Here is a 17,190-nt window from a genome sequence, read left to right on the forward strand (position 1 = left end):
CACCCAATTTTACCAACTGAAAACTACAAACATTTCGCTCCTACGGAGCTTAAATAATAGAACAAAATATGGAAAACCAAGAAAACCAAAATACACCACCACCGATTCCGATCATTTTAGAGAAAGAAAATGATTTTCAATCACGAATTGATATGATGGAACTGCGTGAAAGTTTAGAAAAAGTAAAATCTGAAATCGGTAAAGTAATCGTTGGTCAACATGATATGATTGAGCATCTATTGGTGGCTTTGCTGTCAAACGGTCACGTTTTGATTGAAGGTGTTCCGGGAGTTGCAAAAACCATTACGGCAAAACTTTTGGCGAAAACGATTGATGTAGATTTTAGCAGAATACAATTCACGCCAGATTTGATGCCTTCTGATATTTTGGGAACATCAGTTTTCAGCATGAAGAATTCTGAATTTGAATTTAAAAAAGGCCCGATATTTTCTCATTTTGTTTTGATTGATGAGATCAACCGTTCGCCAGCCAAAACACAATCTGCCTTGTTTGAAGTGATGGAAGAAAGACAAATCACAATGGATGGAAGGCAGTACGAAATGGAAGCTCCGTTTTTAGTGGTTGCAACCCAAAACCCGATTGAGCATGAAGGAACTTACAGGCTTCCTGAAGCACAGCTGGATCGATTTTTATTTAAAATAAATGTTGGATATCCGAATCTTGAACAGGAAATTGCAATTATCAAAAACCAGCATGAAAGCAGACAAGAGGACAAAACAGATGTTGTAAAGCCTGTGATTAGTGCGCAACAATTAGGCAATTACCAGAAATTAGTAAAAGAAATCATCGTTGAATCTCAACTGATAGAATACATTGCTAAAATCATCATCAATACAAGAGAAAATCAGTTTTTATATTTAGGTGCTTCGCCAAGAGCCAGTTTAGCTTTGTTGACAGCTTCAAAAGCTTTTGCTGCACTGAGAGGAAGAGATTTTGTGACTCCTGAAGATATTAAAGAAGCAAGTTATGCAGTTTTGAGACACAGAGTGATTGTGTCGCCTGAAAGAGAAATGGAAGGGTTAACCGCCGATGAAATCATCCGACAAATTTTAGAAGGAATAGAAATCCCAAGATAAGAATCAAAAAGAATTTAGATTTGATTGTCTGAAAACTTTTTAACTGAATAAAAAATGAAAAACCTATTCATCAATAACCGCTTTTTTTTCACACTCATCGGAGTGGGAATTCTGTATGTTTTTGCGTTTTTCTTTCCGTTTTTAATGATTGTTGGGCATGTTGTTTTGTTGCTGGTTTTTTTAGCAGCAATGGTTGATTATTTACTTTTGTTCAGAGAAAAAGATGGGGTCTTAGCACAAAGAATTTTACCTGAAAAACTGTCCAACGGCGATCAAAATCCGGTGAAAGTTGATATTAAGAATAATTACAGTTTTAAAATCAGTACAAAAGTTATTGATGAAATACCCTTTCAGTTTCAGAAGAGAGATTTTTTAATTGAAAAACATATTGAGTCAGGTAAAAATACTTTATTTCAATATATTCTTGAGCCTAAGGAAAGAGGAGAATACAGCTTCGGAGCTTTAAATATTTTTGCGTCGTCACCTTTGGGTTTTGTATCAAAAAGATTTAGTTTTCAAAAAGATGCAATGTTGCCAGCGTATCCGTCATTTGTTCATCTCAGAAAATATGAACTGATGGCTTTACAAAATGAATTTTTGCTTGGCGGTATCAAAAGAATCAGAAAGCTTGGGCACACGATGGAGTTTGAGCAGATCAAAGAATATGTTCCCGGAGACGATATCAGAACGATCAACTGGAAAGCGACTTCCAAAACCAATCGTCTGATGGTGAATCAGTTTCAGGATGAAAAATCGCAACGTATTTTTATGCTGATTGATAAGGGTAGAACAATGAAAATGCCTTTCAAAGGTTTAAGTCTACTTGATTACTCCATTAATGCGAGTATGGCGTTATCGCACATTATTCTTAAAAAAGGCGACCGAGCCGGAATGATGACTTTCTCCAAAAAAACAGAAAATAAAGTGGCTGCCGATAATAAATCTGGTCAGTTGAGAAGAATTTCAGAAGCGCTTTATAATATTAAAACAGATTTTTTTGAAAGTGATTTCAACAGATTGTATCAGGATGTAAAATATTCTGTGAACCAAAGAAGTTTGGTTTTATTGTTTACGAATTTTGAAACCTTAGACGCTTTAAACCGTCAAATGAAATACCTCCGCGGAATTGCCAAAAACCATTTGCTGGTCGTGGTTTTCTTTAAAAATTCTGAATTACAAACTTTACTTCACAAAAATCCTGAAAGTATGCAGGAAATTTATGATGAAGTAATTGCTGAAAAATTTGAATTTGAAAAAAAACTCATCATTCAGGAACTAAGAAAGTACGGAATTTACTCTGTTTACACGCTTCCGGAAAATCTGAATGTGGAGGTGATTAATAAATATCTTGAGATAAAAGCGAGAGGGATTTTGTAAATTGGTTAAACTTAAATATCTAAAGTGAAAATCCCAATAATCATCCTGTGTTTTTACTTCTTTTTTTCTTGTAATGAAAAATTGAATAATGAAAACGATTTTGTGATTTTTAAAACAAATCCCAAAGTTGAAAATATTTCGTTCTATTGGAAAGACAATGATGGAAAAGTTTTAAGAAGTATCGACAATCTAAAGAAGAAAGTTGAACGGGAAGATAAGAATTTGAAGTTTGTAATGAATGGCGGAATGTTCGCAAAAAATAATTTCCCCAAAGGCCTTTACATAGAAGATTTTAAAAAATTAAACAAAATAGATACATTATCCGGCGAAGGAAATTTCTACCTGAATCCCAATGGAATCTTTTATCTGACAAAAAATAATGATGCTGAATTAATTGAAACAAAAAAATTCAAGCACGATTCAAACATCAAGTATGCAACTCAATCTGGCCCGATGTTGTTAATTAATGACCAAATAAATCCAATTTTTAAGAAAAATTCCAAAAATCTTAATATCAGGAATGGAGTAGGGATTTTAAAAAATGGAAATGTAGTTTTTGTTATGTCGAAGAATGAAGTTAATTTTTATAATTTTGCTTCTATATTTAAGCAATTAGGCTGCAAAAAAGCTTTGTATTTGGATGGTTTTGTTTCAAGAACTTACTACCCTGAAGGAAATTGGATTCAAAAGGATGGTGATTTTGGAGTTATGATTGGAATAACTGAATCAAAAAAATAAATTTAAAAATGAAAATAACACTCAACCGAATAAACGACGATTTTTTATTTGAATGCACCAACTCACAAGGAAATTCAATTTTATTAGATAACACATCACAACCCGGCGCAAAAGGGGTTTCCCCAATGGAAAGCGTATTGATGGCGGTTGCAGGATGCAGTGGAATAGACGTTGTTTCAATTCTGAAAAAACAAAGACAGGAAATTACAGGTTTCAAAGCTGAGGTGGAGGGCGAAAGAGTTCCTGTAGAAGATGCAAAACCGTTTAAATCAATTCTGGTTAAATTCTTTTTGGAAGGAACGATTGATCCTAAAAAAGCTTTAAAGGCATCAGAATTGTCATTCGAAAAATACTGTTCAGTTTCAAAAACTTTAGAGCCCAACGTAGAAATTGGTTATGAAGTTTATGTGAATGGAGAGAAAGTTTAGCAAGCAAAATTTACAATAAAAAAAACCGGATAAGCTATCCGGTTTTTTCGTTTTTATGAAGATTGATTTTTTACTTCTTAATAATTTTGGTGCTTTTCAGACTGCCATCTTTCATAATGTAGCTCAAAATGTAAACTCCTGATTTTACACCTTCAAGACGTAAAGTAGAAGTAGGATTTTCAACAGTTTTCACAGTGACACCTGATAAATCCATAACCGTTAAACGCTTGATATTTTCTGATTTTTCAATATTTAAAACATCCTGGAAAGGATTGGGATAAGCTAATCTTTCTTTCGTTTTAGGAGCTGTTTCGTTAGCAGATAGTGCTATAGGTTCTAACGTAACGGTCACTTTCCAAGTATTGTTGTCAACTTTGTTATAATTAGCAGTACAGCCGTTGGATGTATCTCCATAAGTTCTCCATGCTCTTAAGTCGAAGTTTACTGTTCCTGTAAGATTATTAGCGATAGTAAGCCCTGTTCTGTTGTATGAATAGGTTCCACCGTTCCCTGATCCTTCACTAACACTTGCTTCGGCTGTACCATTGGTAGTACATACCAAAAAGCTTTCTTGCTCCGACATCCAACCGTTGCTTGCGGTAGACATAGCATAAGATACAGAAGTCGAAGAAATTTTATAACCTGCTGGGATAGTTACGGACAAACTTCCAGGACAGTTTGTGGTGGATGAAGTATCAACTCCGATATCGTCATAGTCTGTATTGATATCTCCCAAAGTATATGTTGCAGAGATCTGCCCAGGAGTGAATTCTTTCATTTTCCAGAAACTTTGTGAAGAACCACCACAATTAGATCTTACCCAAAAATAATAGGTTTGTCCGGTTGTAAGATTATTTAAAGTAACTGACGTTCCTGAAGTAACATTCCCAGTTGGTTGAGTAGTTGCTGTAGGAGCCGTAGAAGATGTACTGTAATAGTATTGGTATCCCGAAGATGGTACACTGGAAGGTGCTGACCAGCTTAAAATTGCATCACTAACGGTCGTTGTAGCAGTTACATTAGTAGGGGTTGGGCAAGGATTGTAAGCATCCGCAGAAAGCGCAAAAATATTAGGAATTCCTCCATTTCCGGTTTTTGTAAAAGTTACGCTTACTATATTTTTAGACTGATTAGCAACATCTATTGATAAAGGGATTTGATATAGTCTTGGATTTGTTCCGTTTCCTGATTCAAGATTGTTGTTTGTAATGTTAATTCTTCCAATACCTTGAATAGCATAATTACTTCCACCGTACCAGTCTGATATATCTAAAGACGTAAACGCCTGATTTGTTCCATCTGAAAAATTGACAACAGCATCCACTGCTGTATCACCACTTCCACCTGTTGCAAGCACATAAAGACTTAATGCAGGTGTAGGAGTAGCAAAAGTCAGAGTACCAGAATCATTAGTGTTTTGTAACCGTAAAGAATTATTAGAACTGTAAGGAGCCATTGTGTAATTGAGCCCTGCGGTAGAACCGACAGCTGAATTGATAATGCCAGTAGTAGGTAAACCGTAACTCAATCCTGGGTCTGCCGCTGTAAGTTTAAAATCTGTAGATATAAAAGCATAGCTTACACCATCTACATCATTATTTGTTGATGTTGCCGACGCACCAACACCATTCGCAATAACATCAGCATTAAAACCACTTTGAATAGTAATTGCCTGATATTCTTGTGCATCAACCTGATTAAAGATTAGGAGCGCCACTGCAATGGCACCCTTAAAGAGTAGCTTTGTTTTCATTATTAATTTATTTGTCGTTTGTAGTGCTAATATAGTGAAATTGATGTATTTTATTTAATGTAATTAATGAAATTTTATCAAATTTATGCATTTTGATTCTTATTGTTGTTTATATTATATTTTGAATCGTCTTGTTGGGTTTTTAGATTTTTTTTCACTTTAAATCTTGTTTTTAATTAATAAATTAAAAAATATTCACAATAAAAAACCGAAACTTCCAAAGTTTCGGTTTAATTTTCTTCTTTAAAGAGATGATTACGCCAGCCTAGGTTTCATTAATTTTGCAACTGTAGCCGCCCATGCTGTTTGATGTGATGCTCCTACACCACGACCGTTATCTCCGTGGAAATATTCAAAAAAGGTAATGTAATCTTTGAAATTCGGATCGTAATTAAATTTATAATTTCCACATTGAAAGCTCTTTGTCCGCTTTCGTCTTTTAAGAATATGGAACAAAGTCTGTTGCTAATTTTAATAATTATTTGGTTAAAAATTAATTTTTGATTATTTTTTTTGTGAAAGTTTCTTTTTCTGTATTTATTCTAAAAAGATAAACTCCTGAGGTGTTATTTTTGATAGTAATTTTGGCGCTTTTTGAATTGATTCCTATTTGCTTTTGAATAATTCTTCCCTGCGCATCATAGATTTCGACTGATTTTATTTTGGATTCAGAATCAATGTTTATGTCTCCTTTTGTAGGATTGGGATAAATAGAAACAACTTTGTCTTTAGCCACATCTGTTACAGCCAATGTAGAATTATTTCCAATGTTGGTTATGACTTCGTTAGTTGCAATCGGATAATTGTAATCAAAATAAATATTCGCCTGATTCATGATACTGTCTCCGGAAATAAGATTATTTTTAGACTTAATTTTTAAAATAATGTTTCCATGAGCTGCAGCCACAAGATTGATATCCTTCATCATAAACTCTACTTTGTTACCTGTAATTTTTGTGTATGAGGAGTGCGAAGTATTTTGCAATTGCAGGGAAGAAATATCAAAATCATCAGGATTGATATTCATTTCCACAACAATATTCGTTGCAGGTGCAGTTCCTGTATTTTCAAAATTTACAATGTAATGAAGATACTTCCCAACCATTGATAGTGGAATAAGATTTCCCTCAAGGCAAGTAATGTCATTGGGATCATAAGAACCCACCACGGTCTGCTGATAAATAAACTGATTGTCATCAGGATTAATATCTCCTAAAACAGGATTTACGCCTGCAGTGAAATTTAGAATATCGCCATTATTCACAGGATTAGTTGGATTTGTAGGAGTATTTATGGTAAAAGTAATCTCCGAAGATGTATTCTGATAAGGTTTTAAATTAGTGAAATTAAACGTAACAAGATTTCCTGTAACGGAAGAAGGCAGTACAGAAGAAACAAAGCTCATTTTTGCAGGGTTAAAACTAAGCGTTGCGTTTCCTGAAAGAGTAGTATTTCCTTTATTTCTCCAAATGATTTTATAAGTAGCATCAAAACCAGGTCTGGCATCCGTTACAGGAGCAAAAACCACTTCCAGATCTTTTATACTTCCGTTTTTGGTAACACAAAGATTTTGGGTCAAAGTGTTATTATTGCTATCAACAAAATTTGTTGTGAAGGTAGAAGGCGTCACAGTAAATAATGAAGTATTTTCAGGCTCTGCGGTTATGGTAAAATCTCCTGTCAGAGTATAGAAATCATATTTTCCATTACTCTTCACAAAAGTTTCTCCTGTTGTGGTTCCGTCATTTATTTTGAGTTTCATGTGTTCGAAAACTTCGTCGCTGATGTCGCAACCATTATTGTTTTCGTCGAATCTTACGGTTCCTGTGATGATATTGTGATTTCCGCCTGGAGATGAGGTGCAATAAGAACTCACAACGGCAGCTTTTCCTTCGTAGGCTAAAATAGCATTGAGCATATCTAACTCAGAATCATCAGTACAAATATATTTTATATCCGTATTAAAGAAGTTATCATCAGGATATATTTCTGAGGGTCCTACATATTCTGCAATGTACTGATCTTTTCCGTTTTTAATGAAAAGTTTTTGTAAAGAAGGATTATTATTAAATTTAAGGTCATATAGATTTATATTCTCCGAAGTATCCAATGATGTAAGATTATTATAAGCAGAGTTGAGGGTAAATAAATTCTTAAGATTGCTTACATCTAAATTAGAGATGTGATTTTTAGAAATATTTAAAACCTTTGTATTTGTAAAATAGCTAAGACCTTCTACAGATCCAATGTTAAGGTTTGGACATTTTATAAATGAAACTTTCTCTGCTTCAGAGTCACAGATTTCTCCGTCATTATTATAATCAAAATTTTCTACCAAATACTGCTTAAAATTAACATCAGGGATAGTTATATTTTGAGTGCAGTTAAGCGTAAAATTACAATCGGAAACAACCATAATTTTCTTTAAATTTTGTAGTGTAAGTACATAATCGAAATAGTCCATTTTGTTCTCATCACTACAGATATATTTAAGTGATGGTAAATTGGCTAATCCGGTAGACTCGAATATTCCCTCAATATAAGAAGATTCAGGAGATATATTTTTGAAAATAAGTGTTTCCAGATTCGGATTATCACTGATATATAAGTAATTATTACTACCCATACTGTTGTAGTATTTACCATTGCTTGCATCAAGTTTTGTGATTAGATTCTTACTTACAGAAATTCCTAAAACATTATTGAGAGAAGATAAATCCAAAAATCCTGTAAACTTATTATTATAAAGATCAAGATATTCTATATTAGTGGAATTGCTGATGTTAAGGCTTTGCAATTGATTAAGACCTGAATATACATTTTTCAGATTAGGCTTGTTGCTTATATCCAAAGTAGTTAATGAGTTATCAGAACAATAAAGATTGACTAAATTGATACATCCGGATAAGTTTAAATTCGTTAATTCATTTTTATCCACAAACATCCACTCCAGATGATTTAAATTTACAACATTAAGGTTTGAAATTTGATTTTCACTACAATTCAGAGTACTTAACTGAGTTTGTTGACTCAGATCTAAAGCTGTTAAATGATTATTAGTTACATTTATTCCTTCAAGAGCTCCGGATGTAGGAAGAATAATTGATGATAAGTTTCCATAATTAGCAACCAAAATTTTAAGTTTATTGAGACCACTTAAATCCAACGTCGTAAAATGATGTGAACTACATTCTAACGATTCAAGATTGGTCAAACCAGATAAATTAATATTAGTCGCTGAAGTTCCGCCAACAATAAGAGAGACAAGACTTGTCATATTAGATAGGTCTATGGAAACCAAAGAAGATCCCTGAAGGAGTAATTCAGTAACATTTTCAAAGCTTTTTATGCCTGTAACCGATTGTGTGTTATAATAATTGCCTGCAAATAGATAACTTATATTATTTGCTTCACTTTGTTGTATTTCACCATCGTTATTGGTATCTATTTTCACCCAGTTCCCATTCAGATCTTTCGCAATATGTTGTGTAGGGCTGGATAACATTAATGCTGCCTTAAAATTGGCATCCGGAAAGTTAATAATCTGCGCCTTTATTCCCAAACTGAGCCAAAGGAAAGTTAACAAGCAAAATAATTTTGTATTCATATTTGTGTATTTATTAATGCGCAAATGTAGAATATTATAAATAATGACGTTTCTATAACAGTCTTATTTATAATGTGTTATATTTATGTGATTTGTAAAAAAGAATGGTTTTAATAATGAATTTCAAAAACTAAATTCATTATTTTTTCTAAATGGTAAAAATTTATAAGTAAAATAATTATATAATTATTTTTGTTTGAGACATAAAAAAAGCCTCTTTAAAAAAGAGGCTTTAAATTATATCATTCTAGGTTTTATCAACTTTGCAACTGTAGCCGTCCATCCTGTTTGATGGGAAGCACCTACACCACGACCGTTATCTCCGTGGAAATATTCAAAGAATGTAATGTAGTCTTTAAAATTAGGATCATAATTAAATTTATAATTTCCGCCATTGAAAGCTCTTTGCCCGCTTTCGTCTTTTAAGAATATTGAGCAAAGTCTGTTGCTGATATTTGATGCTACTTCATCAAGGTTTTTCTGTTCTCCGCTTCCGGTCGGGAATTCAATTTTCAAACTGTTTCCGTAATAAAAATGAAAACGCTGAAGACTTTCTACAATCAAAAAATTAATAGGAAACCAAATAGGGCCTCTCCAGTTACTGTTACCTCCAAACATTCTGCTGTCACTTTCTGCCGGAGTATAATACACTACATTTTTATTGCCATGAACAGTAAATACAAATGGATTTTCTTCATACACTTTTGACATCGCACGGATTCCGTAAGAACTTAGAAATTCTTTTTCGTCAAGCATTCTTGTCAATACTTTTTTAAGTCTTGTCTTACGAAGGATGCTCATTAAATGTTTTCTGCCGCTGCCTTCTTCGTCCCAATGAGAAACAAGATTGGCGAGTTCGGGCTTGTTTTTTAAAACCCAATCCATTCTGGCTTTAAAATTCGGCATTTTATCCAAAAGATGATGATCAATAATTTCCACAGCAAATAATGGAATCAATCCTACAATACTTCTCAATCTTAGTGTAACACTTTCGCCATTTCCAAGTTGAAGAACATCATAAAAGAAACCATCTTCTTCGTTCCAAAGACCTTCTTTGTCTTCTCCCATATTTTCCATTGCCTCAGCAATGTACAGATAATGTTCAAAGAATTTAATCGCCATATCTTCATAAACCTGATAGTATTGAGCCAATTCCATTGCGATACGCATCATGTTCAGCGCATACATTGCCATCCAGCTCGTTCCGTCGGCCTGCTCAAGATGTTCACCATCTTTCAGTTCCATATTGCGGTCAAAAGCTCCGATATTATCGAGTCCTAAGAATCCGCCACCGAAAATATTCTTCCCGTTTTTATCTTTTCGGTTGACCCACCATGTGAAATTCAAAAGTAGTTTTTGGAAAACTTTTTCTAAAAATAAAAGATCAGGTTTACCATTTGCTTTTTCATCTATTTTAAATACCCTGAAACAAGACCAAGCATGCACGGGTGGATTTACATCACTCAAATTCCATTCGTAAGCGGGCATTTGTCCATTTGGATGCATGTACCATTCTTTAGTCAAAAGAAGAAGTTGGTTTTTAGCAAAATCTCCATCAATGATTGCATAAGGTACACAGTGGAATGCTAAATCCCAAGTCGCATACCAAGGATATTCCCATTTATCGGGCATTGAGATGATATCTTTATTATGAAGATGTTCCCATTCGGTATTTCTCACATAATGATTAAAATCTCTCGGAGCTTCGTGATTCGGATCACCCTTCAGCCACTTTCCAACATTATAATGGTAAAATTGTTTATTCCAAAGAAGTCCTGCAAAGGCTTGTCGCTGCACATTTCTTTCATCTTCGTTCGGAACATCCTGCTGAATATCTTCGTAAAATTCGTTCGCTTCTGAAAGTCTTGTATTAAAAATACTTTCAAAATCATAAAATGGATTATCTAAATCATTTGAAGACAACCGGAATTCAAAAACTTCAGATTGACCGGCTTTTATTTCTGCTTCAACAATAAATGATGCTTTGGAACCCTTTTTCTCAGGATTAATTGTATTTTTTTGATGAATTACAAAATCGTTGATTCCGTCTTTATAATAGGCATTCTCAACTTCCGGACTTCCGTAAAGTTTAGAATTATTAGTTTCATTATCACAAAATACGCGCTGGGCATTTCTGTTTTTAGAATAAAACTTTTTTAAAGTAATACTGTCGTGATTGATGTTGATACATCCTTCATGAGAATCTTCCAGCTGTCCCTGATATTCATTATAACCCCATTTCCAGTTGTTTCTGTACCACGCAGTCGGTAAAACGACAATCGGTGCATCTTGATTACTTCGATTACAAACCGTAACTCGTACCAGAATGTCATCAATAGTCCCTTTGCAATATTCAATAAAAATATCAAAGTATTCATCCTTATCGAAGATTCCTGTGTCTATGATTTCATACTCAGGTTCTTTTTTGCTTCGTCTTCCGTTTTCGGCAACTAAATCTTCGTAAGGAAATTTATTGATGGGATATTTGTACACCATTTTCATATAGCTATGAGTGGGTGTATTATCTAAATAGTAGAAAATTTCTTTGATGTCTTCACCGTGATTTCCCTGAGGGTTGCTCAGTCCGAAAAATCGTTCTTTTATTCTTTCATCATTCTTATTCCAAAATGAGAGCGCAAAACAAAAAAGCTGCTTGGTATCTGAGATTCCGGCGATACCCTCTTCGCCCCAGCGATAAGCATAGCTTTCGGCATTGTTGTGATTGGCAAAGCGCCACGCATCACCGTTTGGGCTGTAGTCTTCACGTACATTTCCCCACTGTCTGTTGCTTACGTAAGGTCCCCAGTTCAACCAGTTTTTATCCTTTAGTCTTTGCTTTTCAACACTCATATAACATCATTTTTCATTGCTAAGGTAGATTTTTTGACAAAAAAAACCAATTTTTTTAAGCTTAATAATTCTTAACATCCTTCAGAAATGCTTTTAATGAAGGGATTTTTAACGATAAATAAAATTTATTTATTTTTTTAAGAGAAATGTATTATCTTTGCACCATTCGTTCATTTACATATTGAAAATGTTATCAAGAAAGGTTGAGGGATAGACCCTGTGAAACCTTAGCAACCCTTTGCGCAAGCGAAGAAGGTGCTACGTTCTACCAAATAAAATTTTATTTTGGACAGATAACTTACTGAAGTTCTTTTCAGCCATTTCTCATGGCATTTTCAAATTTATTTTAATAATATAAAATTGAAAACAGAACTGCAACATATTAATTTTTTGTATCAAACCAATTCCCAAAAGGAATATCATATCTCATTAAGCTACCAGCTTTTTGGGAAAGACTTGTTTTCTGCACCCATTATTTTGGTCAATCATGCTTTAACCGGAAACTCAAATGTTTCCGGAGAAAAAGGTTGGTGGAAACAATTAATTGGTGAAAATCAGGTTATTGATACAAATAAATATACAGTTCTCTGTTTCAACATTCCCGGAAACGGATATGATGATTTTTTTATTGATGAATATTCAGATTTCACCCCTTCAGACATTGCGAATATATTTCTGAAAGGTTTAGAATCTTTACATATTAAAAACGTATACGCTATTATTGGAGGCTCTCTCGGAGGTGGAATTGGTTGGGAGATGCTTGTTAAAAATCCAAATTTAGCAGAGCTTTTTATACCAATTGCCTGCGATTCTAAAACTCATGATTGGTTGTACGCCCAATGTCTCGTTCAGCAGTTTTTATTAAACGGAAATGATGAGCCACTTCAGAAAGCCAGAATTCATGCGATGCTGTGTTACAGAACACCTCAGTCATTGAATGAAAGATTTCAAAATAAATTTAATCAGGAAAAACAAAAGTTAGAATCTGTAGACTGGCTGAATTATCACGGGAAATCTCTTGCCGAAAGATTTAGTTTAAAATCTTATCAATTGATGAATCATTTACTCATGAACATTAATGCAAACGATAAAGATTTAGGTAAAATCAAAGCACGAATGCACATGATCTCTGTAGATACCGACTTGTTTTTCCCGGCTTCTGAAATCCGAATGTGTTTTAAAAAGCTGAAAACTGACAAAGAGGATGTTTTCTATCACGAGATCAAATCAATTCATGGCCACGACGCCTTTTTAATGGAATACGAACAGTTAAATTATATCATAAAAAATATTTTGTAGATGAAAGCTAATGCAAACGAAATAAAATTTTTAAAAAACAGATCAATCATCAAATTTGAAGGAGCAGATTTCTTAGGTGAAATCGGGATTGACGGTAGAGTTTTTAAAGCGCTTACTTTGGCGCGAATCAGTGTAGGAGTGATTTCTCAACAAGCTGTGGAAAACGGATTGTCAATTTTGGTACATGAAGAAGATTCTGAAAAAGCAGTCAATTGTTTGATCGAAGAATTTGCTGCTGAAAGAAAATCAGGCAAAGTTTCTCAGATTTACAGCATCAATAATGTTTCTGTCATTGGTTTTGTGGCAGATGATTTAAATAAAATACTTTCTGAACTGGCGAGAAACAATGTTTTCCCATTACTTTTAAATCAAAACTCAAGCGAAAAGCGCATCAATATTGTTGTAACTTCTTCGCAGGATGAGAAAAGTAAAAATATTATTGAATCGGAAATTTTCAAAAAGCCAAAAACGGTTCACTTAGCAATCATTGGTCATGGAAATGTTGGAAAGACTTTAATTGAGCAGGTTTTACATTCTTCAGAAGAAATTAAAAGAAGAAAAAATATACACTTGAAAGTTGTGGCAGTTGCTAACTCCAGAAAAATTGCTTTTAATAAAAAAGGGTTTGATAATACATGGAGCGATGAGGTTTTTGCAGCCGAAAAAACTTCAAATGTTGACGAGTTAATTAATTTCTCAAAAGAAAATCAGCTTGAAAATCTGATTGTTGTCGATAATACAGCAAGCGTTGATTTTGTGAAAAATTATCAGGCGTTGGCAGAAAATGGTTTTGATTTGGTTTCTTCAAACAAAATTTTCAACACACTTCCGATTGAAGAATATCGTAAACTAAGATATACGTTGAACAAAAACAATAAAAAATATCTTTACGAAACCAATGTTGGAGCAGGTTTGCCATTGATTGATACAATAAAACTTTTACACCTTTCCGGTGAAAATATCACAAGGATTAAAGGTGTTTTCTCAGGGACATTGAGTTATGTTTTCAATAATTTTTCTTTAAGAAACGATAAATTTTCAACGATCGTTAATGAAGCTTTAGAAAAAGGATTTACAGAGCCAGATCCGAGAGAAGATTTATCTGGAAATGATGTAGCGAGAAAATTATTGATCTTGGCAAGAGAATTAGATTTAATTAATGAATTTACGGATATCAATATTCAAAATTTAGTTCCGGAGGCTTTACTTTCTGTTTCAAAACAGGAGTTTCTTTCCAGATTAGAAGAACTTGATGACGAATACGACAAAATCAAGAAAAATCAGGAGCCTAATCACGTTTTAAGATACGTTGGTGATTTGCATGGAGATTTGCAGAAAGAAAAAGGTGAACTGGATGTAAAGCTAATTTCTGTGCCTGCAACTTCCGCTTTAGGACAGTTAAAAGGTTCAGATTCAATTTTTGAAATCTACACCGAAAGTTATGGTGAAAATCCGATCGTCATCATGGGAGCCGGGGCGGGAGCAAAAGTTACTGCGAGAGGAGTTTTTGGTGATATTTTACGACTGAGCGAAGCAAAATAAGACCCGAGAGACAAGATTTAAGAACCAAGATATAAAAAAATGAGCCAAGATAAACGAACAACTGAAAACCATCAACCATTAACCAATTTTGAAACTTTAGCCATAAGAACTCAAACCGAGAGATCTCAGTTTGATGAGCATTCTACACCTTTGTATCTTACTTCAAGCTTTGTTTTTGAAGATGCAGAAGATATGAGAGCGAGTTTTGCCGAAGAAAAATCAAAAAATCTGTACAGTCGATTTTCAAATCCTAATGTTACAGAATTTACAGATAAGATTGTCAAAATGGAAGGTGCAGAAGCTGGTTATGCGTTCGCAACAGGAATGGCTGCAATTTATTCCACATTTGCAACATTGCTCAATGCAGGAGATCATATTGTAAGCTGTCAGTCAGTTTTCGGATCTACGCACACTTTGTTCACAAAATATTTTCCAAAATGGAATATCGAAACCACGTATTTCAAAGCTGAGGATTCTGAAAATTTAGAAAAGTATATCAAACCCAATACAAAAATCCTGTATCTGGAAACTCCTACAAATCCAGCGATTGAAATTTTAGACTTAGAGTTTTTCGGTCAAATTGCCAAAAAACACAATCTGATTTTCATCGTGGACAACTGTTTTGCAACACCTTACCTTCAGCAGCCGATAAAATATGGTGCTGATTTGGTAGTGCATTCTGCGACGAAACTGATTGACGGCCAAGGTAGAGTTTTGGGTGGAGTAGCGGTTGGTAGAGAAGATTTAATCAGAGAAATTTATCTTTTTGCCAGAAATACAGGTCCTGCGATGTCGCCTTTCAATGCTTGGGTTTTGTCAAAAAGCTTAGAAACTTTGGCAATTCGTGCGGAAAGACATTGCGAAAATGCTTTGAAGGTCGCCGAATTTTTAGAAAATCATCCGAATGTTGAATTGGTAAAATACCCGTTTCTAAAGTCACATCCGAGTTATGAGATTGCCAAAAAACAAATGAAGCTAGGCGGAAATGTTGTCGCTTTTGAAATTAAAGGCGGAATTGAAGGCGGAAGAAACTTTTTAGATAAAATAAAAATGTGTTCACTATCTGCAAACCTCGGAGATACAAGAACGATTGTCACGCATCCCGCATCGACAACACATTCAAAATTAACGGATGACGAGCGCAATGAAGTAGGGATTACAGCAGGTTTGGTTCGTTGTTCGGTAGGTTTAGAAAATGTGGATGATATTATAAATGATTTAAAACAAGCTTTGGCGGAAGATTAAAAGTAAAATTAGGAGCAAGACGAGCAGTTTTCAATACAAAAGTCTTACCCGCTGTCCGCTATATCTTTTTTGTTTTGAGAAAACAAAAAAGGATGCCGCTTCCATCGGGGCTATATTGAAGATTTGTTCTTCGGCTCAACAACAAAAGAACGTTTTCGGGCTACGAAACCTTGAAAATGGTATCAATAAAATATGTCATAATAAAAATGAAAAATTCAGAACTATTATATAAAGTATTGCAAGAACGCATTCTCATTCTCGATGGAGCGATGGGAACGATGCTTCAGCGATATAAATTTCAGGAAGAAGATTACCGTGGCGAACGTTTTAAAGATTGGGAGCATCCCGTACAGGGAAATAACGACCTTCTTTCACTCACACAACCGGAAGCGATTGAAGAAGTTCATAGAAAGTACCTCGAAGCAGGAGCAGATATTCTGGAAACCAATACATTCTCAGGAACAACCATCGCAATGGCAGACTACCACATGGAAGATCTGGTATACGAACTCAACTATGAATCTGCAAAAATCGCCAGAAAAGTCTGTGATGAATACACCGCAAAAAATCCGCACAAGCCAAGATTTGTTGCAGGATCAATTGGGCCAACAAACAGAACGGCAAGTTTAAGTCCGGATGTCAATGATCCTGGATACCGCGCGATTACTTTCGAAGAATTGAGATTGGCGTACAAACAGCAGTCAGAAGCTTTGCTTGATGGAGGTTCAGATATTCTTTTGGTAGAAACAATTTTCGATACTCTGAATGCAAAAGCTGCGTTGTTTGCCATCGACGAAATTCAGGAAGAAAGGGGAATTGAAATTCCAATCATGGTTTCGGGAACGATTACAGATGCCTCTGGAAGAACTTTGAGCGGACAAACTGCGGAAGCATTTTTAATCTCAGTTTCGCATTTGAATTTATTGAGTGTAGGATTCAACTGTGCTTTGGGTGCAAATCAGTTAACACCATATTTAGAAACGTTGGCTCATAATTCAGAATTCTGTGTTTCAGCATATCCAAATGCAGGATTACCCAACGCATTCGGTCAATACGACGAATCGCCTGAGCAAATGGCAAGTCAGATCAGAGAATATGTAGAAAAAGGATTGATTAATATCATCGGCGGATGCTGCGGAACGACTCCGGAACATATCAAAGCAATCGCCGATTTAGTAGATAAATACGAGCCAAGGAAATTTAATGTAACAGCATAACAATCTATCAACGTAGCAATTAGTTTCATTATTAAAT

11 protein-coding genes and 1 riboswitch are annotated in these 17,190 nt (G+C 34.5%); of the genes, 8 read left to right on the plus strand and 3 right to left on the minus strand.

All coding sequences use genetic code 11. From position 1 onward, the window contains the following. The first annotated feature begins 68 nt into the window (after positions 1 to 68). From MQX03_RS10365 to MQX03_RS10380, 4 genes are all read left to right on the plus strand, one after another. Entirely contained in the window at positions 69 to 1,097 is a 1,029-nt protein-coding gene (locus MQX03_RS10365; RefSeq protein ID WP_394801744.1) for an AAA family ATPase, read from the plus strand. Between the two features lie 54 nt (positions 1,098 to 1,151). Next, positions 1,152 to 2,474 carry a DUF58 domain-containing protein gene (locus MQX03_RS10370; protein WP_242802975.1) on the plus strand — a complete coding sequence of 441 codons (1,323 nt, stop codon included), beginning with the start codon at positions 1,152 to 1,154 and terminating at the stop codon, positions 2,472 to 2,474. 81 nt (positions 2,475 to 2,555) lie between these two features. Further along, complete coding sequence (locus tag MQX03_RS10375; RefSeq protein WP_242802977.1) at positions 2,556 to 3,212, plus strand: phosphodiester glycosidase family protein; 657 nt, start codon at positions 2,556 to 2,558, stop codon at positions 3,210 to 3,212. A gap of 8 nt (positions 3,213 to 3,220) precedes the next feature. Then, the gene (locus tag MQX03_RS10380) at positions 3,221 to 3,640 is read left to right on the plus strand and encodes an OsmC family protein (protein WP_242802979.1); all 420 of its coding nucleotides are present in this window, start codon (positions 3,221 to 3,223) and stop codon (positions 3,638 to 3,640) included. A gap of 70 nt (positions 3,641 to 3,710) precedes the next feature. On the opposite strand, the gene MQX03_RS10385 is transcribed toward MQX03_RS10380, so the two are convergent. From MQX03_RS10385 to MQX03_RS10395, 3 genes are all read right to left on the minus strand, one after another. Next, the gene (locus tag MQX03_RS10385) at positions 3,711 to 5,393 is read right to left on the minus strand and encodes a T9SS type A sorting domain-containing protein (RefSeq protein WP_242802981.1); all 1,683 of its coding nucleotides are present in this window, start codon (positions 5,391 to 5,393) and stop codon (positions 3,711 to 3,713) included. A 493-nt stretch (positions 5,394 to 5,886) separates the two neighbouring features. Further along, complete coding sequence (locus MQX03_RS10390) at positions 5,887 to 9,000, minus strand: DUF7619 domain-containing protein (RefSeq protein WP_242802983.1); 3,114 nt, start codon at positions 8,998 to 9,000, stop codon at positions 5,887 to 5,889. 237 nt (positions 9,001 to 9,237) lie between these two features. After that, positions 9,238 to 11,850: an MGH1-like glycoside hydrolase domain-containing protein gene (locus tag MQX03_RS10395; protein WP_242802985.1), complete on the minus strand. Its 2,613-nt coding sequence runs from the start codon at positions 11,848 to 11,850 to the stop codon at positions 9,238 to 9,240. A 187-nt stretch (positions 11,851 to 12,037) separates the two neighbouring features. Continuing rightward, positions 12,038 to 12,150, plus strand: a riboswitch (SAM riboswitch). Positions 12,151 to 12,210: 60 nt separating this feature from the next. On the opposite strand from MQX03_RS10395, the gene MQX03_RS10400 reads away from it, so the two are divergent. The 4 genes from MQX03_RS10400 to MQX03_RS10415 all read left to right on the plus strand — a co-directional run bounded on the left by MQX03_RS10400 (position 12,211) and on the right by MQX03_RS10415 (position 17,153). After that, positions 12,211 to 13,149: an alpha/beta fold hydrolase gene (locus MQX03_RS10400; protein ID WP_242802987.1), complete on the plus strand. Its 939-nt coding sequence runs from the start codon at positions 12,211 to 12,213 to the stop codon at positions 13,147 to 13,149. Then, on the plus strand, positions 13,150 to 14,691 hold the full coding sequence (locus MQX03_RS10405; protein WP_242802989.1) for an ACT domain-containing protein: 1,542 nt from the start codon (positions 13,150 to 13,152) through the stop codon (positions 14,689 to 14,691). 39 nt (positions 14,692 to 14,730) lie between these two features. Further along, positions 14,731 to 15,936: an O-succinylhomoserine sulfhydrylase gene (locus MQX03_RS10410; RefSeq protein WP_242802991.1), complete on the plus strand. Its 1,206-nt coding sequence runs from the start codon at positions 14,731 to 14,733 to the stop codon at positions 15,934 to 15,936. Positions 15,937 to 16,142: 206 nt separating this feature from the next. Beyond that, the gene (locus MQX03_RS10415) at positions 16,143 to 17,153 is read left to right on the plus strand and encodes a homocysteine S-methyltransferase family protein (protein ID WP_242802993.1); all 1,011 of its coding nucleotides are present in this window, start codon (positions 16,143 to 16,145) and stop codon (positions 17,151 to 17,153) included. Positions 17,154 to 17,190 lie beyond the last annotated feature (37 nt).

The organism is Chryseobacterium aahli (genome assembly GCF_022699665.1).
GTDB classification, from domain to species: domain Bacteria; phylum Bacteroidota; class Bacteroidia; order Flavobacteriales; family Weeksellaceae; genus Chryseobacterium; species Chryseobacterium aahli.